The sequence below is a fragment of the Rheinheimera texasensis DSM 17496 genome, assembly GCF_000711985.1.
GTDB lineage: Bacteria > Pseudomonadota > Gammaproteobacteria > Enterobacterales > Alteromonadaceae > Pararheinheimera > Pararheinheimera texasensis.
The window spans coordinates 1,231,578-1,251,916 of the sequence record NZ_KL544005.1; the positions used below are offsets into that span (position 1 = coordinate 1,231,578).

The 20,339-nt window shown below is 54.7% G+C and carries 13 protein-coding genes; 9 read left to right on the forward strand and 4 right to left on the reverse strand.

Features of this window, described 5'->3' with window-relative positions:
- Positions 1-11: 11 nt before the first annotated feature.
- From Q399_RS0116010 to Q399_RS0116020, 3 genes are all read right to left on the reverse strand, one after another.
- Positions 12-1,457 carry a capsule assembly Wzi family protein gene (locus tag Q399_RS0116010; RefSeq protein WP_051686079.1) on the reverse strand — a complete coding sequence of 482 codons (1,446 nt, stop codon included), beginning with the start codon at positions 1,455-1,457 and terminating at the stop codon, positions 12-14.
- Between the two features lie 182 nt (positions 1,458-1,639).
- The gene (locus Q399_RS0116015; protein ID WP_031570114.1) at positions 1,640-3,706 is read right to left on the reverse strand and encodes a M13 family metallopeptidase; all 2,067 of its coding nucleotides are present in this window, start codon (positions 3,704-3,706) and stop codon (positions 1,640-1,642) included.
- A gap of 189 nt (positions 3,707-3,895) precedes the next feature.
- Positions 3,896-5,521, reverse strand: a complete 1,626-nt coding sequence (locus Q399_RS0116020; protein ID WP_031570115.1) for a methyl-accepting chemotaxis protein — start codon at positions 5,519-5,521, stop codon at positions 3,896-3,898.
- Between the two features lie 159 nt (positions 5,522-5,680).
- On the opposite strand from Q399_RS0116020, the gene Q399_RS0116025 reads away from it, so the two are divergent.
- From Q399_RS0116025 to Q399_RS0116050, 6 genes are all read left to right on the forward strand, one after another.
- Positions 5,681-6,094 carry a DUF350 domain-containing protein gene (locus tag Q399_RS0116025; RefSeq protein WP_031570117.1) on the forward strand — a complete coding sequence of 138 codons (414 nt, stop codon included), beginning with the start codon at positions 5,681-5,683 and terminating at the stop codon, positions 6,092-6,094.
- Positions 6,095-6,104: 10 nt separating this feature from the next.
- Positions 6,105-6,680, forward strand: a complete 576-nt coding sequence (locus Q399_RS0116030) for a DUF1190 domain-containing protein (RefSeq protein WP_031570119.1) — start codon at positions 6,105-6,107, stop codon at positions 6,678-6,680.
- Positions 6,681-6,690: 10 nt separating this feature from the next.
- Positions 6,691-7,845, forward strand: coding sequence for a glutathionylspermidine synthase family protein (locus Q399_RS0116035; RefSeq protein ID WP_031570122.1), 1,155 nt, complete (start codon positions 6,691-6,693; stop codon positions 7,843-7,845).
- 297 nt (positions 7,846-8,142) lie between these two features.
- Positions 8,143-9,870 (forward strand): glycosyl hydrolase family 18 protein, encoded by a 1,728-nt coding sequence (locus Q399_RS0116040; RefSeq protein WP_084164422.1) that lies wholly within the window; start codon positions 8,143-8,145, stop codon positions 9,868-9,870.
- Positions 9,871-9,946: 76 nt separating this feature from the next.
- Positions 9,947-11,365, forward strand: a complete 1,419-nt coding sequence (locus tag Q399_RS0116045; RefSeq protein WP_051686081.1) for a glycoside hydrolase family 19 protein — start codon at positions 9,947-9,949, stop codon at positions 11,363-11,365.
- A gap of 27 nt (positions 11,366-11,392) precedes the next feature.
- A complete protein-coding gene (locus Q399_RS0116050; RefSeq protein WP_245612900.1) occupies positions 11,393-14,458 on the forward strand; it encodes a glycosyl hydrolase family 18 protein in 3,066 nt (1,021 codons plus the stop codon).
- 133 nt (positions 14,459-14,591) lie between these two features.
- On the opposite strand, the gene Q399_RS22170 is transcribed toward Q399_RS0116050, so the two are convergent.
- Positions 14,592-14,735 (reverse strand): hypothetical protein, encoded by a 144-nt coding sequence (locus Q399_RS22170; protein WP_157836335.1) that lies wholly within the window; start codon positions 14,733-14,735, stop codon positions 14,592-14,594.
- 100 nt (positions 14,736-14,835) lie between these two features.
- Here Q399_RS22170 and argA point away from each other — a divergent pair, with 100 nt between their 5' ends.
- From argA to Q399_RS0116070, 3 genes are all read left to right on the forward strand, one after another.
- Entirely contained in the window at positions 14,836-16,158 is a 1,323-nt protein-coding gene (gene argA / locus Q399_RS0116060) for an amino-acid N-acetyltransferase (RefSeq protein ID WP_031570133.1), read from the forward strand.
- Positions 16,159-16,468: 310 nt separating this feature from the next.
- Positions 16,469-17,404: an ABC transporter ATP-binding protein gene (locus Q399_RS0116065; RefSeq protein ID WP_031570136.1), complete on the forward strand. Its 936-nt coding sequence runs from the start codon at positions 16,469-16,471 to the stop codon at positions 17,402-17,404.
- Positions 17,394-20,333, forward strand: coding sequence for a Gldg family protein (locus Q399_RS0116070; protein WP_031570139.1), 2,940 nt, complete (start codon positions 17,394-17,396; stop codon positions 20,331-20,333). The genes Q399_RS0116065 and Q399_RS0116070 overlap by 11 nt, the downstream gene beginning before the upstream one ends.
- Positions 20,334-20,339: the final 6 nt, after the last annotated feature.

Here is a 20,339-nt window from a genome sequence, read left to right on the forward strand (position 1 = left end):
TATGCAGGAGCCTAAAACTGCCGGCTCCAGCTCAGGAACAGTTCTGATTGCCAGTCACGACTGCCGCTGGCTTTATCCAATGTATTGCTGAACTCAAGCCCCCATTTCCATTGGTCGGCCTGCTCGCGCCATTGTTGTTCAGTGCGCCACAGCAACACAGTGCGGGCTGGTAATTGCGTCTGGGTCCATTGCGAAGGTAAATCCACCCGGCCACCGTCGACGTTTAGCCGCAACCAGGCCAGCTTGTTATGCCAGCTGGTCTGACTGTCGAGCTGGGTCAGGACCCCGATATTCAGCACTTTGCTGTCATTGTCGTACGAGGTACCAAAAGCACGGCCATAACGACGGTAACCATCAAAATGAGTGCTGTGTTCGTAATAACAGTTAAATTTGCGATCATTACTGCAGTCAATAGCCGTATCCAGTGCTTCAAGATAGACACGACTACTCAGCACGCGGATATAAGTATCGATACCCAGCTGGTACGACACTTTGTACAGCTGCAGATTTTTGGTGCCAAAGTCATCGGCAATCGCTGACCAGTAAACACCGACCGGCTGGCCCAGCAAGCTGGTGCTCCAGCGTAAATCGTAGCCGGCCAGCATGTTTTCGGTGCCTTCAATTTGACCGCCACGGAACAGGCCGTCAAACCAGTCATTCAGGCCATTACCATAACCTTCGCCACCATACGTCATCACCCAGCTAAAGCCCATCTCCAGTGAATTCAGCGGTTTGATGCCGAGGCGCGCTTGCCATAGTTTGGCATCAGGCACATGGGCACGGCTGCTGAGCTGGCCAAAGCTGGTGGTGAATGTCCAGGCCGGCAGCCAGTCATCTGCATCAGCAATGCTGGAGTTGCGACTCAGGGTTATGGCCGGTACTGGTCGGGCATTGGTAGACAAAATGGCGCTGGTATCAAAAGACGGGCCCCAGTATTTTTCCAGTGCACCGGCGCTGACAATCCAGTTGCCGGCTTTGACTGCGACATAACTGCCGTCGAGGCGGGATTTATTCTGGTCAAACGGCTGACTGACCTGACTGACCTGCAGCCGCGCGCTGACACGCTCGGTCTGATAACTGCCGCTGGCCTGCGCTTGAGCTTTGTCACGTAAGGTATCGCCGAAACGCACAAAGGCCGGCTGTTCAGTTTCACCGGCGAGGCTCAGGCTGGCCTGTACTTCCCGCCGGTCACGTTGCCAAATCATCATGACACGCTGCAGCGCCTGTTGTGCATCCTCATCCAGCGTTGCCGGGTCCAGTTGCTGCAAGTCCTGCACAATGCCGGCCCACATCAGTGGATAAGTGTTGATGGGCTGACGGATAAAACCTGCATCCGACAGCAGCTGAATATCATTGCGCAGCGACAAATCATCCGCTTCAATCCACCAGCCGGCCAAAGCCGGTGTGCTGACAGCTGCGGCAGCACAAACCAACAGAGATAACAGTTTGAGTTTCAAAATTCATTCCCTTGGCGAAAAGTTGGGCCGATTATACACGGCGACACTCAGCCACCAAATGGCTGCTGCCGCATCCGGTACAATTTCACTACAAATCTGCTGTTGCCGTCTGTCATGCGGTGCGTGACCGCCCTAACGCAAAACGGGACCGAAGTCCCGTTTTGTCTGACAAATAACTGCGATTACCAGATCTTCACGCGGACATCATCCGGCCGGTACATACCGTCGCCCGGTTTGACGTCATAAGCCTGATAAAATTCCGGCATATTCGACAACACGCCCAGCACGCGATACATGCCCGGTGAATGTGGCCCGGTGATAATTTGCTGACGCAGCGCTTCGTCACGGAACTTGATCCGCCAGACTTGCGCCCAGCCGATAAAGAAGCGTTTCTCGCCGGTAAAACCGTCGATCACCGGCGCTGGTTTGCCGCCAAGCGAGTTCTGATAAGCGCGGTAAGACACGGTCAGACCACCGAGGTCAGCGATGTTCTCGCCAAGGCCCAAAGCACCCTGCAGGTGCAAATCATCAATCGGATTAAAGGCGCTGTACTGGTCAATCATCAGCTGCGCACGTTGTTTAAATTTCTGTTCATCGTCCGGCGTCCACCAGTCACGCAGGTTGCCGTCACCGTCGGAGCGGCGACCCTGATCATCAAAACCATGGGTAATTTCATGGCCAATCACGCCGCCGATAGCACCATAGTTCACCGCATCATCAGCTTCGACGTTAAAAAACGGTGGTTGCAGAATCGCCGCAGGGAACACGATTTCATTCATCGTGGAGCTGTAATAAGCGTTGACGGTTTGCGGTGTCATGCCCCAGTCAGTGCGGTCGACCGGTTTGCCGAGTCGGCCGGTATTGCGCTGATATTCACAGGCACTGCTGCGCTGCATATTGCCGACTAAATCACCGGCTTTGATCTCCAGACAGCTGTAATCACGCCAGACATCCGGGTAACCAATTTTGGTATTAAACTTCGCGAGCTTGGCCAGAGCCTGTTGTTTGGTCTCAGGGCTCATCCACTCCAGGCCGTTGATGGATTGCTCAAAGGCGGCACGCAGATTTTTGATCAGCTGCTCCATCCGTGCTTTAGCTTCCGGTTTGAAGTGTTTTTCCACATACAACTTACCGACCATAAAGCCCAGCGCTTCATCGATGGCGGCAACTGCCCGCTCTTCCCGCGGTTTTTGTTGCTGCAGACCATTCAGTGCACGGCCATAGAAATCAAAACTCGCCTGTTCAAAACCACTGGCCAGCAGGGCGGCATGGCTGCGGATTAAATGAAACTTCAGGTACAGCTGCCAGTCGGCCAGGCTGATCTGGCTTTGCAGTTTGGCAAACTCGGTTAGATAAGTCGGCTGACGCACTACCAGACTGTCGATAGCCGGCAAACCTGCGCCTTCAAGGAAACCAGCCCAGTTAAAACCAGGCGCTGCAGTGGCCAGTTCTGCCGGCGTCATTTTATTGTAAGTCGCAGTGCGGTCGCGGTTTTGGACGCGGCTCCACTGAATAGTCGCCAGCTGTTGCTCAATGGCGTAAATCCGGTCCGCGGCGGCAGAACCGTCCGGCCAACCGGCTAATTCCCAGAATTTTGCAATCATCCAGCGGTACTGCTGTTTGATTTTTTCCGCTTTTTCGTCAGTTTTTAGATAGTTATCCCGATCTGGCATGCCTAAACCGGATTGATTGACCAGGCTGATGTATTGGGTGGAGTTTTTCTGGTCCTGCCCGACGAACAATGTCACCGGCGTACCATAGCGCTGTGCCTGCAGTTTGCCCCAGAACATGGCCAGTTCGTCGGCTGTTTTCAGCGCGTCGATAGCGGCAATATCAGCGGCGAGTGGTTGCAGGCCCAGTTGTTCAATAGTCGCGGTGTCCATAAAAGCCCGGTATAAATCGCCGATCTTCTGCGCGTCTGTACCGCCTTCAGCCGGTTTAGCGGCTTGTTGCTGGATGAGTTCCAACACATGTTTTTCGGCGTTATACCGCAATTCGTCGAAGCTGCCCCACCGCGATTTATCCGCTGGGATCTCGGTTTTCGCCAACCAGTTGCCGTTGACGTAACGGAAGAAATCTTGCTGCGGCTTGACCTGTGTATCCAGATTGCCCAATTCGATGCCGGATTTCAGCTGTACGGCTTCAACCTGAGCTTGCGGAGCCACAGTTTCCGGCGCTTTGCCACAGCCCGTCAGATGAAAAGTCAGCGCAGCCGCCACGGCCAGCGCAATCACAGTTTTTTGCGACATAAGAGTTCCCCGGAACAACAATGAAATTTGTTCCGAGTGTAGTGAGGAGGAATTGAATGTCCAGCACCCGACAGGCCCAGCAACGCCGATCTGCGACGGACAGAGCATTAGCTGCTATGAACGCAGGCAATGAGCCGATGGCAGTCGATGGCGTCGGTCCGTCCATGCCATCGGCTTGGTGTTCAGGCATTACACCTGAAAAGACGCCGCCTGAGTCCGTAAACGCGCAGCGAGCTCAGCCAGCGCTTCACTGGCCTCTGCACTTTGTGCTGAACTACGGCTGACCTCACCGATGCTGCCATTAAAGTCCGTGATATTCCGGTTAATCTCTTCCGCAACTATGGTTTGTTGTTCAGTCGCCGTTGAGATCTGCACGTTCATATCCACAATGGCGGAAATAGATTGTTTGATTTGCTCCAGCACGGTGCCGGCCTGCTCCGCATTGTGCACACTGCCCTCGGCATGGCCTTGCGACTCCGTCATGGCACTGACCGCTTCCCGCGCCGCACCCTGCAGCTTGTCAATCATACTGCGGATAGACTCAGTAGCCTGCTGGGTATTGGTTGCCAGAGTCCGCACTTCGTCTGCCACCACGGCGAAACCACGCCCGGCCTCGCCGGCCCGAGCCGCTTCAATCGCTGCATTCAGCGCCAGCAGGTTGGTCTGCGCGGCGATACTTTGAATCACCGACAGCACCTGACTGATTTTGTCTGTTTCGCTGTTGAGCTGGCTAATCACAGTGCCAGCGCTCTGGATCGCTTCAGATAACCGGGTGATGGCGATGATATTGGCATTGACCTGCTGTACGCCCTGTTGCGTCTGAGCATCGGTTTGATTGGCCTGATCTGAGGTCAGCTGCGCGCTGTTCGCGACTTCCTGAATCGCCGCCGACATCTGGTTAATCGCCGTGGCGATTAAATTCGCCTGCTGTTCCTGCTCAAAGGCGGTATTACTGACCTGATGGCTGATAGTGCTCATTTCCTCAGAAGCTGCCGCCAGCTGGGCGACTGCCTGACTGAGCTCGGCAAAAAACTGCTGGACCCGCTCCACGGTCTGGTTAAACGCCAGCGCCGTCTGGGCAATTTCGTCCTGGCCTGTGACTATCGCACGCAACCGCAGATCTGACTGCTGCCCTACTGCCACTATGGTCGTCTGTAAATTTGACAGAGGCCGTTGAATAGACTGGCTAACCAGCATCGCCAGCACAACCAAAACCAAACTGACGCAAAGCACAATCAGGACAAATAACCAGAGCGTTTCTGAAAGCGTTTGTTTGGCGCCTTCTGTAAATCTTGCCGATTCAGTCAGTTGCAGTTCAATCAACCGGTTTAAAGCAACACTCAGCGGGTCTGCATTGGTATAGAGCTGCTCGTTAAATGCAGCACCATCCATCCCTTCGATTTGGCCCTGACTGAGTTGCGTCCGGTACTGTTGAAGTTGGGAGGTCCATGTCACGATTAGTCGCTCAGCCTCGGCGACCAGCTGAGTCTCCTCCTGGGTTAACTGAGTACTCCGGTAAGCCTGCCACGCCTTTTTTGCATCTTGCTCTGCAGCATCTATGGCACTGATCGCCTGTTGTGCGCTCAGCAAACCACCGCGGTGCTTATGCAAAGTATCAACAATGGTCACAGCATAGGCATCTGATACCTGCTTAATCTGTTGCAAGGGTTGGACTCGATCCACATATAAGCTATCGACTCCGGCAGCCAACAACTTCATGTCATACAACGACAGAGCACACAGCATGACCAATGCTGTTAAGGGTAATACGGCCAATATAATCAGACGACTACGAACTTTTATTTGGTTCAGCATATTAAACCCGGCTTTTTCTGCTTAAAAATTCAGCTTAGTTCAGACTTGAATCCCTGCACGCCGATTTCCCTGTTGATTTGCCGGACAAAGTTTGCGTTTACGAATATTTTTCAGGATGATAGGAAAAACAATACCGATTAAACCGACAAGGAATTCCCGATGACAGACTCTATCCTCGCCTCTATAGCCGGTTTACCGGCCTTTCTGAGCTTTTTTGTGTTGGCTATTTTGTTAATCCTGCTGTTTTGCCGCTTTTACAGCTGGGTCACCCCCCACGACGAATTCGCGTTGATCCGCGCCAATAACCCGGCCGCAGCCATCGCCTTTGTCGGCGCGCTGCTTGGTTTTGCCCTGCCACTGGCCAGCGCCATCGAACATTCGATTTCTCTGGCTGATTGCGCCATTTGGGGTGCCTTTGCGCTGGTGATCCAAATCCTGACCTTTGTCGCGGTCCGAGTCACCGTCCGCCAGTTACCGCAACGCATCAGCGAAGGTGAAATTGCTTCAGGCATTTTTGCTGCCGGTTGCGCAATCGCGGTGGGCCTGATCAACGCCGCCAGCATGACATTCTGACGGAGGAATCATGAGTAAAATGACTAAACGCAGCCGCAAAGCTGCGCTGGTACTGATGGTGCCGGCCACTGGTTTTTTCCTCGCCAGCTGCAGCAGTGAAGAGCCAGTCACCACAGCAGTGTATAAAGACGCCGAAGAGTGCGCGGCTTTTTATAATCCGCCGGAAAGCTGCAAAGCCGAATTTGCCAAAGCGGAAGCGCTGCATCAGCAAGTGGCGCCGAAATATCAGACGCAGGCCGAATGTGAAGCCGATTTTGGCACCGGCAACTGCCCGCAGCCGCAGCAACAACAAGCCAGCTCCGGCGGCTTCTTTATGCCAATGATGATGGGGTTTCTTGCCGGTCAGATGCTGAATAAAAGCAGTTCTGCCAAACAATATGTGCCGACTCAGCCGCTGTATAAATCAAAAGACGACCTGTCGACCTTCCGTACCGCCAACAATCAGCCGGTCGCCCGCCAAACCGGCCCGGTTAATGTGATGCCGTCACGGATGCAGGTTGCACCCGGAAAAATGGTCAATCGCGGTGGTTTTGGTGCTCAGGCGCAACGGCGTAGCGATCAGCAAAGTAGTTCATTCGGCGGATAGGATTATTGCGATGAAAAAAGTCCGTATCGCCGAACGGGCCGGCTGGCGTAGTTATGCCGAATCGGTCGGTTTTAATTTTCATACTTTTGATGGCGAGCCCTATTGGGACGAGTCGGCTTATTATCAGTTCAGCCTGCAGCAAATTGAGCAGGACATTGAAGAGCCAACTGAAGAACTGCACCAAATGGCCTTGTCGCTGGTGCCGGAAATTCTGGCCAGTGAACAGTTGTTACGGCAACTGGATGTACCTGAGTTTTATTGGGACTGGATCGCCGACAGCTGGCGTACCCAGCAGCCGCATTTATACGGCCGGCTGGATTTGGCCTATGACGGCAAGAGCCCGGCCAAACTGCTGGAACTGAATTACGACACGCCGACTTCCCTGTACGAAACCGGCTTTTTCCAGTGGGTCTGGCTGGAAGACCAGCTGATGCGCGGCAAACTGCCGCAAGGCGCAGATCAGTTTAATTCGCTGCAGGACCAGCTGGAGCACCGCTTCGCTACGCTGAATTTATTGCAGCCGGTGTATTTCAGCTGTGTGGCCGACAATATTGAAGATAAAGGCACTGTGCATTATCTGATGGATATCGCCACACAGGCCGGCATCGACGCGCGTTTTCTTGGCCTCGACCAAATCGGCGAAATCGACGGCCAGCTGGTCGATACCGACAACTACCCGCTGCAGTCGCTGTTTAAGCTTTATCCGTGGGAATTTATGCTGCGGGAAGATTTCGGTGTGCATCTGAAAAGCAGCAAAACAGCTTATCTGGAACCTGCCTGGAAAATGTTGTTGTCCAACAAAGGCATTTTGCCGCTGTTATGGCAAAAGTATCCGAATCATCCCAATCTGTTACCGGCGTTTTTTGACACCGAACCGCAGAGTGCGCTGAGCAATGGTTGGGTACGTAAACCTTTGTATTCACGCGAAGGCGCCAATATTGAACTGGTCGATCACAGCGGTCAGCGTCTGAAAGTCGACGGCCCTTACCACGATAGCGGTTATATCCGTCAGGCCTTTCACGCGTTGCCAAAATTCGGCGACAGCTACACGCTGATAGGGTCCTGGCTGGTGGGTGACAGTGCCGCCGGTATGGGCATTCGCGAAGACAATTCGCTGATCACCAAAGACAGCTCCAGGTTTTTACCACATATCATTGTCGATTAACCTGCTATCGCCACAGGCAGCCGTTCGGGCTGCCTGTGGCGGCTTTGCTGAAATTCCCGCTAAATCACAGACCTGCTCTGATATCAGAAAATAATCAAATAAAAATCACTTTCTTGTCTTAAAACTGATTTTGACAACGCTGTCATTTGTTTCATCTTGGTGACAGCAACACTGGCACTTTTCGATGGACAGCTCACACAAGGATATGTGCAGCTCAGGGATGAAGCGAAAAAGTACCCCAGCGCCCGTCTTGCTATTCAAACCAAACCAACTTGAAATCAACAGGCAGGACTAGATATGCAAACTCAATTAATCACAGCCCGCCGGCTCGGCTGGCTGTGTGCGGCGCTGTATGGCGCTCAGCTCCAGGCAGCACCGGCGCTGCCGGCCAAACCGGTACTGGCCTGGCAGGATACCAATCTGACGTTACAAAACGGCAGCGTGAACGTGCCAATCCAGTGGAATATGTGGTGGGGCACCAATGGCAACCAATGGCAACTGCTGCAAAACGGCGTGGTGGTGCACAGCGCCAGTCTGACGCCAAATGGCCAGAATGCGCAAAGCGGCAGTAAAACGGTCAGCCTGACCGCAGCCGGCAGTTATGAATATGTGGTGGCGCTGTGTAACGTAGTGGGTAGTGAGCGCAGCTGTACACAGAGCGACAAACGCCAAATCACTGTCACGGGCAGTGGCGACCCCGGCACACCGGGCAGTTTTGATCCCTGGACTCAGCTGAACTTTGCCGGCTGGCCAAAACCGCTGTTGCAGCAAAATAAACCTTATCAGAACACCAGCAATAAAATGGTTGGTGGTTATTTTGTTGAGTGGGGTATCTATGGCAGAAACTTCCATGCCTATGATATTCCTGCAAAAAACCTGACTCATCTGTTTTATGGTTTTATTCCGGTCTGTGGCGCCAATGACGCCTTAAAACGCGACAATCCCCAAGGCTACAGCGCGCTGCAGGCGCAGTGTAAGGGCAAACCAGACTACAGCGTGGTGGTCCACGACAAATGGGCTGCGCTGGACAAAGCCTACGCCAACGACAGATGGGACCAGCCGATCAAAGGTCTGTTTGCCGAAATGTACCGGCTGAAAAAAACCAATCCGCATCTGAAAATTCTACCCTCAGTAGGCGGCTGGACCTTATCCGACCCGCTGTACAAAATCGGCACTGACGCCAAAGCGCGTGCGGTATTTGTCACCTCCATCACCGACTTTATCAAAACCTATGACTTCTTCGATGGCATCGACATCGACTGGGAATTCCCCGGCGGTGGCGGTGCCAATGACACGCTGGGCAGCCCACAGGACGGCGACGGTTTTGTGTTATTGATGAAAGACTTACGCACCGCATTGAATGCGTTGTCCGCCAAAACCGGCCGCACCTATCAACTGACTGCTGCCATGAGCGGTGGCGTCGAAAAACTCAGCCGGGTCAATTGGGAAGCCGCACATCCATACATGGATTACATCAACCTGATGACCTACGACTACTACGGCGCATGGAACAGCACCCTGGGACATATGGCGGGCACTTACCCAAACGACAATTCGCCGATCAGCGGCTTCTCAGTCGAGGAAGCGGTGAGGCATCTACTGGCTCGGCAAGTGCCGGCCAATAAAGTCACTATCGGCGCGGCGATGTACGGCCGCGGCTGGAAAACGGTCAGCGGCGTGAAAAATGGCAATCCATTTACCGGCACTGGTGGCGAAGGCATTGCTGGCAGTTGGGAAAAAGGCATCGAAGATTACAAAAAAATCGAAAGTCAGCTGATGGGTGGCCCCAATGGCAGCGGCGTCAATGGCTACACGCTGTATTGGGACGAACAGGCCAAAGCCAGTTATGTCTGGAATCCGGCCACCACCACGCTGGTCAGCTTCGATACCGCCCGCTCAGTCAAAGCCAAAGGTGAACTGATCCGGCAGTACGGCTTAGGCGGCATTTTTGCCTGGGAATTAGACGCGGACAACGGCCAGATCCTCAATGCGATGCATCAGGGGCTCGGCCATCCACAGAAATAGCAATCCACAGCAATACACCAGCGCGCTGTCACCCAGATAGCAGCGCGTTGTTTTTGGTCTAATTCCGGAGATAAAAATGCCAATATTTCAACTCACCGCGCTGGCCCTGCCACTGGCGTTACTGTCGCCTGTAGCTGCAGCGGAAGCTGCTGAGACTATCCCGCAGTGGAAAGCAACAAAAGTCTACACCAGCGGCCTGCAAGCCCATCATCAAAACCTGATTTATCAGGCACGCTGGTGGACACAAAATAATGTGCCGGGTACTAACGGCCCCTGGCGGCTTATCGGTCCCTGCGACAGCCGCTGTGACAGTGGCTCAGGTGGCGGCACCCCGCCACAGACCGGTCCGCAGCCCCAACCTGGTGGCGGTTACAGTATGCTCAAAGCTGAACTGGATGCGACAGAAGCCAGGCTCACCAGCAGCCCTTTATATGCACTGACCCGTGCCAATATTGCCACCCGGCCCAACAGTGAAGTGGAGGCTGTGGTCCCCGGACGGGCGGCCAATCCGGACAATGTGCGGCGGATTGAACGGCTGCTACCGGCATCCCAGTGGCTACAACATTTCCCGCAGGCGAACCCGGCGTACAGCTATGGGAAATTCCTGCAAGCCAGCGCCAAGTTTTCCGGCTTTTGCCGCGAATTTACTGACGGTCGGGATGCCGATGCGATTTGCCGCAAAGCACTGGCTACCATGTTTGCCCATTTCACCCAGGAAACCGGCGCCCATGATCGCAACTCCGCCATCGAGGAATGGCGTCAGGGTCTGTATTTCGTCAAAGAAGCCGGCTGCGCCGACAACGACAGCAGCTGCGGCTACAACAGCGAATGTGCGATGGCCGGCTGGCAGACTGAGATTTGGCCTTGCGGCAAAGACGCACAGGGCCGCTTTAAAAAATACTATGGCCGCGGAGCCAAACAACTGAGTTATCACTACAACTATGGCCCGTTCAGTCAGGCGATGTTTGGCGATGCCAAAGTCCTGCTGAATCAGCCGGAACTGGTGGCGGATACTTGGCTGAATCTCGCGTCTGCGGTGTTTTTTATGCAGTATCCGGCCTCGCCCAAACCTTCGATGTGGTCGGTGATCGATGGCAGCTGGCAGCCCAATACCAGCGACCAGAGCCGTGGCATCAGTGCCGGTTTTGGCGCAACCACCAATATTATCAATGGCGGTATTGAATGTGGCCACGGCTATGAAAAACCACAAAGCCTGAACCGCGTCAGTTATTACCAACGCCACGCCCAGCAACTCGGCGTACCGGTTACTGCGGCAGAGCAACTGGGCTGCAAAGACCAAAAACCCTTTGATATCAACGGCGCCGGCGCGCTGAACATTTACTGGGACATGGACTGGGCTTATTACCCGGACCGGCCTGAAGGCAAAAGTTTTGCCTGTAAAGCCGTCGGCTACCAAACCGCCTACAGCACGCTGCAAAGCGGTGACTATCACCGCTGCGTGCAGAAACATTTCAACGTGGTGCTGGTGCCCTGACACCAGCCCCAAGCCAAGGAACTGAATATGACTATGCAAAAAAACCTGCTGGCGCTCAGTCTCGCCGCTTTGTCACAGCAAGCGGCGGCCGTCAGCTGTACCAATCTGGACAGCTGGCTGGCTACTAAAGCTTACAACGGCGGCGCCACTGTTCAGCATGAACAAAAGGCCTATAAAGCCAACTGGTGGAACCAGAATAAAAACCCGGCGCAGTATTCCAATCCCTATCAGGAATGGACCAAACAAGGCGACTGCGATGGTGTAGTTGCGAACAAACCACCGCAAATCAGCCTGACCGCGCCTGCGGCCGGCAGCAACTACTCTAACGGTGCCGCAGTGACGCTAAGCGCCAATGCCAGCGACACCGACGGCACTGTCAGTAAAGTAGAATTTTATGTTGATAATCAACTGGCTGGCAGCGACAGCAGCGCACCTTACAGCCTGACCTGGACAGCGGTTGCCGGTAACCACAGCGTCTACGCCAAAGCGACCGACGACAAAGCCGCCAGCAGCCAGACTGCAGCGGTCAGCTTCACGGTCAGCACCGGCAATAATCAATTGCCCGGCGTCAGCATCACTGCGCCAGCCAACAATGCCAGCCTGAATACCGGTGAAACCGTGTTACTGAGCGCTACTGCCAGTGATGCCGACGGCAGCATCGCCAAAGTGCAGTTTGTGTTAAACGGCACTGTGATCGCAGAAAAAACTGCCGCGCCCTATAGCAGCAGCTGGACCGCTGTCGCCGGCAATCAGCAACTGACCGTGCGGGTCATTGATAATCTTGGTGGCCAGAGCGAGGCCAGTATTTCGTTCAGTGTCACCAGCTCGCCCACAGGCCATGCCGCCTGCCGCCCTGATGGCCTATACCAGACGCCAGGACTGGCTGTGCCTTATTGCACTATCTATGACCAGCAAGGCCGGGAGAAAATGGGTGCCGACCATCCGCGCCGCATCATTGGTTATTTCACCAGCTGGCGCACTGGTAAAAATGGTCAGCCGTCTTACCTTGCCCACAACATTCCGTGGGACAAAGTGACGCATCTGAACTACGCCTTTGCCCATGTCGACGCACAAAATAAGGTGTCGATTGGCAACCCGCAAGCGCCTGACAATGCCGCCACGAACATGGAGTGGCCTGGTGTGGCCGGCGCCGAAATGGACCCGCAGTTCAGCTACAAAGGCCACTTTAACCAGCTGAATAAATTCAAAAAACAACATCCGGACGTAAAAACGCTGGTGTCGATTGGCGGCTGGGCCGAAACCGGCGGTTATTTTGACGATAACGGCAACCGCGTCGCCAGTGGTGGCTTTTACAGCATGACCACCAACGCCGACAACTCCGTCAATGTGACCGGTATCAATACCTTTGCTGACTCCGTCGTCACTTTCCTGCGCACTTACGGCTTTGATGGCGCTGATATTGACTACGAATATCCGTCCAGCATGAAAGATTCCGGCAATCCGGATGACTTTGCCATCTCCAACGCCCGCCGTGCCGGCCTGATGGCGTCTTATCAGGTGCTGATGAAAACGTTGCGGGAAAAACTTGATGCGGCCTCAGTCGCCGACGGTAAACACTATTTACTGACCATCGCCTCGCCATCAAGCGGCTATCTGCTGCGCGGTATGGAAGTGTTCCCGGTCACGCAGTACCTGGATTACGTCAACATCATGAGTTACGACCTGCACGGCGCCTGGAACCAGCATGTTGGCCCGAATGCCGCGCTGTATGACGATGGCCGCGACAGTGAGTTGCTGGTGTGGAATTACTACCAAAGCGCGCAGTATCAGGGCTTGGGTTACCTCAATACCGACTGGGCTTATCATTATTTCCGTGGTGCGATGCAAGCCGGCCGCGTTAATATCGGTGTGCCTTATTACAGCCGCGGCTGGCAGAATGTCACCGGCGGCAACAAAGGTTTATGGGGCAAAGCCGCGCAGCCGAATCAAAACCAATGTCCACCTGGCACCGGCGGTTCCCCGCAAAACCAATGTGGCGCGGGCGCAGTCGGCATCGACAACCTGTGGCATGACAAAAACAGTCTGGGCGCTGAAGTACCGGCCGGATCCAATCCGCTGTGGCACACCCGTAACCTGCAACTGGGCAAAGCCGGCTCTTATGCCGCCGCTTATGGCCTGGACCCGGCGACAGATCCAACCGACCGCTTAACCGGCGTGTATCAGGGGCAATACGACCCGACGCTGGTCGCCACCTGGCTGTGGAACGATACGAAAAAAGTGTTTTTGTCGGTCGAAGATGAAGAAAGTATCCAGCAAAAAGCCAATTACATCGTCAATAAAGGCATCGGCGGGGTGATGTTCTGGGAGCTGGCCGGCGACTACAGCTATGACGCCGCCAAAGCTGAATATGGCATGGGCAGCGACCTCACCAGCATCTTCTACCAGACCTTTAAAACCGCGGCGCCTTATGGCAACAAACGCGACCCGAAACCATTGCCGCCGCAAAGCCTGGATCTGCAGGTCAAAATCGATGGCTTTAAACTCGGTGACGCCAACTATCCGATCAATCCGAAACTGACGCTGAGCAACAAATCCGGCCAGACCATTCCGGGCGGCGCCAAAATCAGTTTTGACGTCCCCACCGCCAGCGGAGACAACTTCACCGACCAAAGTGGTTATGGCACTAAGGTCATCCAAAGCGGCCGCAACAGCAGTGGCAATAACATCGGTGGTATCCAAAACGACTTCCACCGCGTTGAACTGACCCTACCCACACACAGCCCGCTGGCAGCAAACGCCAGCACCAGCCTCACGCTGAACTATTACCTGCCAATCCCAATGCCGTCGAACTGGCGCGTCAGTGTCGGCAGCCAGAGTTTTGCGCTGAAGCAGGAGTATCCACAGTTGCCGGCCGGCACTATCAGTGGCGGAGGTGGCGAAACAGGCGGCAATTGTGCCGGCATACCTGCCACGGTTAATGACTATCCAAACTGGCCACGTGGCACTTATGCCGCCGCCGGCGACCATCTGCGTCACCAGGGCAAAATCTACAAAGCCAACTGGTGGACGCAGTCAGTGCCCGGGTCTGACGGCAGCTGGCTGTTAGTCTGCAGTGTCACTAGCGGGGCTTGATGCTGCATGTTGTGCGATACGGGCGCACGGATGCGCCTGTTTTTTAGATTTATATGCGAATTTATTGGATATATTTTCATAAAAGAAATTTTAAAATACATCGCAACAACACATTCACCACTTAATCAATGCTTTATGTTTGCTGACTTCGCGCACGCAAAAACCAGCCAAATAATTGTTGGATATTTATCCACTTTTCCATTAAAGTACGCGCCAATTCCCTGATCCCGTTCAGCTCCTGTGGCTTGCGCTCTGCAAACTGCACGCTGACGGTCATACAGCCGTCTGTCATACCGCTGTCATGCAAACTGCTTATGACTGAATAATGATTGGCGCAGCGGCCCTAAGCCACTTTTACAGAAGGACAAAAACAGAGCGTGCGTACTACTGAACTTGTTGATGGATTCCGCCAGTCGGCCCCTTATGTCAATGCACACCGTGGCAAAACCTTTGTGGTGATGCTGGGCGGTGAAGCCATTACGCAACCTGGTTTTCGCAGTATTATCAATGACATCGCTCTGCTAAATACCTTAGGCATCAAGATTGTGCTGGTGTATGGCGCCCGTCCGCAGATTAACAGTGCCCTGACGCAGGCCGGTTTAACCGCGCAGTACCACAACCGCATCCGCGTCACCGACGACGATTCTTTCCAGCTGATTAAACAAGTCGCCGGCGCGCTGCAACTGGATATCACAGCCCGGTTGTCGATGAGTTTGTCGAATACACCGATGCATAATGCGCAAATCAACGTGGTCAGCGGCAACTTTGTCATTGCGCAGCCGCTGGGTGTTGATGAAGGCGTGGATTACTTCCACAGCGGCAAAGTGCGCCGGATAGACGTCGCCGGTATCCGCCGCCAGCTCGATCAGAACTGTATTGTGCTGATGGGGCCTATTGCTGCGTCTGTCACCGGCGAAAGTTTTAATCTGACTGCTGAAGAAATTGCCACGCAAGTGGCGATTAAACTCAAAGCCGACAAAATGATCGGTTTTAGTGACGATGGCGGCATCATCGACGAAGATGGCGAGATTATTGCCGAGTTAATGCCAAATTTCGCCGAATCTATGCTGCAGCAGCTGGAACAAAGCCAGCGCGCCTGCACCTCAACTTTAGCCTTCCTGCATGCCGCTATCACTGCCAGCCGTGCCGGCGTGTCGCGTTGCCATTTGGTCAGCAGCACTATGAACGGCGCTTTGCTGCAGGAGCTGTTCTCGCGCGACGGTATCGGCACGCAAATTGTCACTGAAGCGGCCGAACGGCTGCGCCTCGCCAATATTAATGACATCGGCGGTATTCTGGATCTGATCCGGCCACTGGAACAACAAGGTTTGCTGGTGCGCCGCTCCCGTGAACAGCTGGAAATGGAAATCGACCAGTTTGTCGTGATTGAACGCGACGGTCTGGTGATTGGCTGTGCCGCTTTGTATCCGTTTCCGGAAGAAAACGTCGGTGAATTTGCCTGCCTGGCCGTGCACCCGAACTATCGCGACGCCGACCGCGGTAGCCTGTTGCTGAAACACATTATTGGTCTGGCGCGCCAGCGCAAGTATTACACGCTGTTTGCGCTGACCACCCGCAGCATTCACTGGTTCCTTGAACACGGCTTTGAACTGAAAGACGTAGCCGACCTGCCGGCGAAAAAACAACAGCTGTACAACTATCAGCGCCGCTCAAAAATCCTCGCGCTGGATTTGACCTGAGCGGGCTCAATTCCCGTAATGACAAAACAACCTCCGGCACGCCGGAGGTTGTTTCATAGACACCAGCGCCTGCCATCCCCCCTTCGTCTCCACCAGCACCATATGCTGTACCACTGCGGCCAATTGAAAAAATGCCGGCCGGCCATATATTCTTTTCAGCTTTTTTGCAGCCTGATTTTTTGCGGAATGTCCCGCAGCCTGGAGCCAGAGTCAGCCTGAACTGAACACCTTTCGCCGGACCGTCCAGCCCGGCTCGCTCGGCCACCACGTTGCGGGTTTCCAAGATGTTTCAATCTGAAAAGGAGACCTTATGCTGGAAGTTCATCAACTATCCCGGCGTTATGACGACTATGTCGCGGTCAAGCCTGTCAGTTTCACCATTGATGCCGGTGAAATCGTCGGTTTGCTCGGTCATAACGGTGCCGGTAAAACCACCCTTATGAAGATGCTGTCGGGTTATCTGGAGCCACACTCAGGCTCAGTGCGGCTCGATCAAACCGACCTCGTCACGTCCGCCAAACTGCTGCAACGTCAGCTTGGTTATCTGCCGGAAAACCTGCCGGTGTATCAGGACATGCTGGTGGCGGATTACCTCGATTACGCCGCCAGCCTCAAAGGCCTCAGTGGCGCTGACAAAGCAGCCGAAATCAGGCGCGTGATGCAGGCAACCGATATCAGTGCCAAAGCGCTGCAAAAGGTATCGACCCTCTCACGCGGCTATAAACAGCGGGTCGGCGTGGCCCAGGCATTGTTAGGCAAACCCCGGCTGTTGATCCTGGATGAACCCACCAACGGGCTGGACCCGACGCAAACGCTGCAAATGCGTCAGCTGATTAAAGACATCGCCCGCGACGCCACGGTGATTTTATCAACCCATATCATGCAGGAAGTCACCGCTTTATGTGATCGGGTGCTGCTGTTACAACAAGGTGAATTAGTGCTGGATGCCCGTTTAGCGGAGCTGACCGGCCAGCAGCTGAGCCTGCACACTTCGCTGGATGAACCGCAAATTCGCGCGTTGTTGCCACAGGCAGCGCCACTGACACTCAGCGCAAGCCCGGCTCCGGGGCACTATCTGTTTGCCTTACCACAAGGGGCCGACACCACGTCAGCCAGTCATCAGCAGGCTATCGCGGCACTGGCACGCGCCGTGGTGCAGCAGGGTGGCGATTTGTATCAGCTGAGCCTGCAAGGCCAGGATTTAGAAACTTTATTTGCCCGTCAGGAGGTCGCCCATGCAGCCTGATCATCTGTCTGTACGCCGCATTTGCCAAAAAGAGCTGGCACTGTTTTTTGCTTCGCCACTGGCCTGGCTGTTTTTGTTTGCGTTTATCAGTATTGAGCTCTTTGTGTTTTTCTGGGCTGAGGCGTTTTTTGCCCGCAATATCGCCGACGTTCGGCCATTATTTCAGTGGATGCCGCTGTTATTGCTGTTTTTAGCCGCCACATTGACGATGCGGTTATGGAGCGATGAAAGACGCAGCGGCACGCTGGAACATATTCTGACCAGTCCACAACCGCTGTGGCATTTTATCGCCGGCAAATTCAGCGCCTGTTTGTTGCTGTTGCTGTTGGCGCTGACCTTAACCTTACCAATCCCTGTCACCGTCAGCCTGCTGGCTGAACTCGACTGGGGGCCTGTCCTGAGTGGTTATCTGGCGGCTTTGCTGTTAGGCGCGGCTTATCTGGCGATGGGGCTGTTTGTCTCGAGCCGGACCGACAACGCCATAGTAGCTTTGCTGGGCTCTGTGCTGCTGGGACTGCTGTTTTACCTGCCAGGCTCCAGTTTGCTGGCCGGCCTGGTCAACGCCGACGTGGCGGCGGTATTGGGCCAAATCAGCACCAGCAGCCGCTTTGACGCCATTACCCGTGGTGTGATCGATCTGCGGGATCTGTATTTTTATCTGTCATTGGTGGCGGTGTTTCTGGCCTTGAACGCGCTGATGCTGGAGCGTGAGCGCTGGGCACGTGAGCGCCGTTTAACTCCGGCACAGTGGGCGAAAACAGCGCTGACAGGCCTTATCGCGGCCAATTTTATCGGTGCCAACTTCTGGCTGAGTCAGTTACCGCAACTGCGGCTTGATACCACGGCCGGTGCGCAGTATTCGCTGTCAGAGGTCAGTAAACAGCAGCTGGCCGGCCTGCAGGAACCTTTGCTGATCCGCGGTTATTTCTCTGCCAATACTCACCCGTTACTGGCGCCGCTGGTGCCTCAGCTGCAGGATTTATTAAAGGAATATCAGGTGGCTGGCCGCGGCAAAGTAAAACTGGAGCTGGTAGACCCGACGACAGACGCGGAGCTGGAACAACAGGCCAATCAGCAATATCAGATTGAACCTGTGCCCTTTCAGGTGGCGGACCGGCATCAGTCGGCCATTGTCAGCTCTTATTTCCATGTGCTGCTGCAATACGGCTCAGAGCATAAAGTACTGAGTTTCCGTGATTTTATTGATGTGAAAACCCAGGGCGAAGCAGACTTGCAAGTGTTGCTGCGCAACCCGGAATACGACATCAGCCGGCAAATCAAAAAACTGCAGGCGCAATATCAGAGCGGTGGCGATGTGCTGGCCCAGTTGCCCGGCACTGTCACTTTAAATGCCTATGTGTCGCCGGAAACCGAGCTGCCGGCGCAGCTCAAAACGCTGATGCAGCAGTTGCCGCAAACGCTGCAACAACTGCGTGGCAATCACAGCGCGCAGCTGCCGTTGCAACAGCAATCGATGGCAGATCCGGCGATCACTAAACGGATCAACGCCACTTTTGGCGCCCAACCGATGGTGCTGGACCTGCTGCAGCCACAACCGTTCTGGTTCTTCCTGACGCTGCAACTGGGGGAGCGCGAGCTGGCTATCCCGTTGTCAGCTTTGGATCAAACCGCGCTGGAGCAGTCAATCAAAGCGACCTTACAACGTTTTGTACCCGGCCTGGAGCAAACCGTCGCGCTGGTCAGCGGCAGCAGCATGCCGGCCGGTTACGGCGCTATGGGCAGCACTTTTAACCAGCTGCGCGAACTGATTGGCACTGAACTGAATGTGATTTCGGAAGATTTAACCGACGGCAAAGTTGCCGCCGAGGCTGACGTACTGGTGCTGCTGGCACCCAAAGATCTGACTGAAAAACAAGTGTTTGCCGTTGATCAGTTCCTGATGCAAGGCGGTACCGTCATCGCAGCGACCTCGCCTTATGACGTCAATCTCAGCCAGCGCAGCCTGGGGCTGACGGCCGTCAATTCCGGCTTGCAGGATTTCCTCAAAGCGCAGGGCCTCAGCATTGAACAGACGCTGGTGCTGGACCCGCAGCACAGCACTTTGCCGGTGCCGGTGACCCGTCAGGCCGGTGGCTTCAGCTTCCAGCAAATGGCGATGTTGCCCTACCCGTACTTTGCCGACCTGCGGCCAGCAGATTTCGCCGCAACGACAAACGCGGCTGAACAGCAACATCAGCGGGCCATCCTCGGTGATTTGCCGCAGCTGACCGTACCCTGGGCTTCGCCAATCAATGTGACGCCGCTGGCTGCCAGTCAGGACAAAGCGCAAGCTCAACCGGCGCTGCAGTATCAGACCCTGCTCAACACCTCGGCCGGCAGCTGGCGCAGCAACAGCCTGGATGTAATGCCAACGCTTGGCAGTGATGGTCAGGTCAGTTATCCGGGCGACACTGCCAGCACCGGCGCTGCACCAGTTGCCGTGCTGGTCAGCGGTGAATTTAAGTCGTATTTCGCCGACAAAGCACATCCGCTGCGCGAAACCAAGCCAGATAACGCAACACCGGACGACAAATCCGGCACAGAGACAAATACGGACTCAACGCTGCGCGATACCGGCTTGCTGAAAAAATCCGCCCCCGGCGCCCGGCTGCTGCTGGTATCCAGTAACAGCATGTTCAGCGACCAGACGCTGCAGCTGGCTGGCAGCAGCAACGGCAGCCAGTATCTGAATAACCTGCAGCTGCTGCAAAACATGCTGAGTTTTGCGCTGGCCGACACAGAACTGTCATCCATCCGCAGCCGCGCGCAGTTTAACCGTACCTTACCGGCACTGTCGCCGGATAGCCGCAGTGCGCTGGAATACGCCAACTATGGCATTGCCTTACTGTTGCTGAGTTTGCTGTTTGGCGCGGAACGTTATCTGCACACCCGTAAAAAAGCGCGTTATCAACAACTTGTGGCTATGTAACGGAGG

What these genes read in the sequence shown, in the direction of transcription:
- Q399_RS0116015 (WP_031570114.1), bottom strand. Translation starts at nt 3,706, where the DNA reads ATGTCGCAAAAAACTGTGATTGCGCTGGCCGTGGCGGCTGCGCTGACT.
- Q399_RS0116045 (WP_051686081.1), top strand. Translation starts at nt 9,947, where the DNA reads ATGCCAATATTTCAACTCACCGCGCTGGCCCTGCCACTGGCGTTACTG.
- Q399_RS0116035 (WP_031570122.1), top strand. Translation starts at nt 6,691, where the DNA reads ATGAAAAAAGTCCGTATCGCCGAACGGGCCGGCTGGCGTAGTTATGCC.
- Q399_RS22170 (WP_157836335.1), bottom strand. Translation starts at nt 14,735, where the DNA reads ATGACCGTCAGCGTGCAGTTTGCAGAGCGCAAGCCACAGGAGCTGAAC.
- Q399_RS0116030 (WP_031570119.1), top strand. Translation starts at nt 6,105, where the DNA reads ATGAGTAAAATGACTAAACGCAGCCGCAAAGCTGCGCTGGTACTGATG.
- Q399_RS0116065 (WP_031570136.1), top strand. Translation starts at nt 16,469, where the DNA reads ATGCTGGAAGTTCATCAACTATCCCGGCGTTATGACGACTATGTCGCG.
- Q399_RS0116050 (WP_245612900.1), top strand. Translation starts at nt 11,393, where the DNA reads ATGACTATGCAAAAAAACCTGCTGGCGCTCAGTCTCGCCGCTTTGTCA.
- Q399_RS0116020 (WP_031570115.1), bottom strand. Translation starts at nt 5,521, where the DNA reads ATGCTGAACCAAATAAAAGTTCGTAGTCGTCTGATTATATTGGCCGTA.
- Q399_RS0116040 (WP_084164422.1), top strand. Translation starts at nt 8,143, where the DNA reads ATGCAAACTCAATTAATCACAGCCCGCCGGCTCGGCTGGCTGTGTGCG.
- Q399_RS0116070 (WP_031570139.1), top strand. Translation starts at nt 17,394, where the DNA reads ATGCAGCCTGATCATCTGTCTGTACGCCGCATTTGCCAAAAAGAGCTG.
- Q399_RS0116025 (WP_031570117.1), top strand. Translation starts at nt 5,681, where the DNA reads ATGACAGACTCTATCCTCGCCTCTATAGCCGGTTTACCGGCCTTTCTG.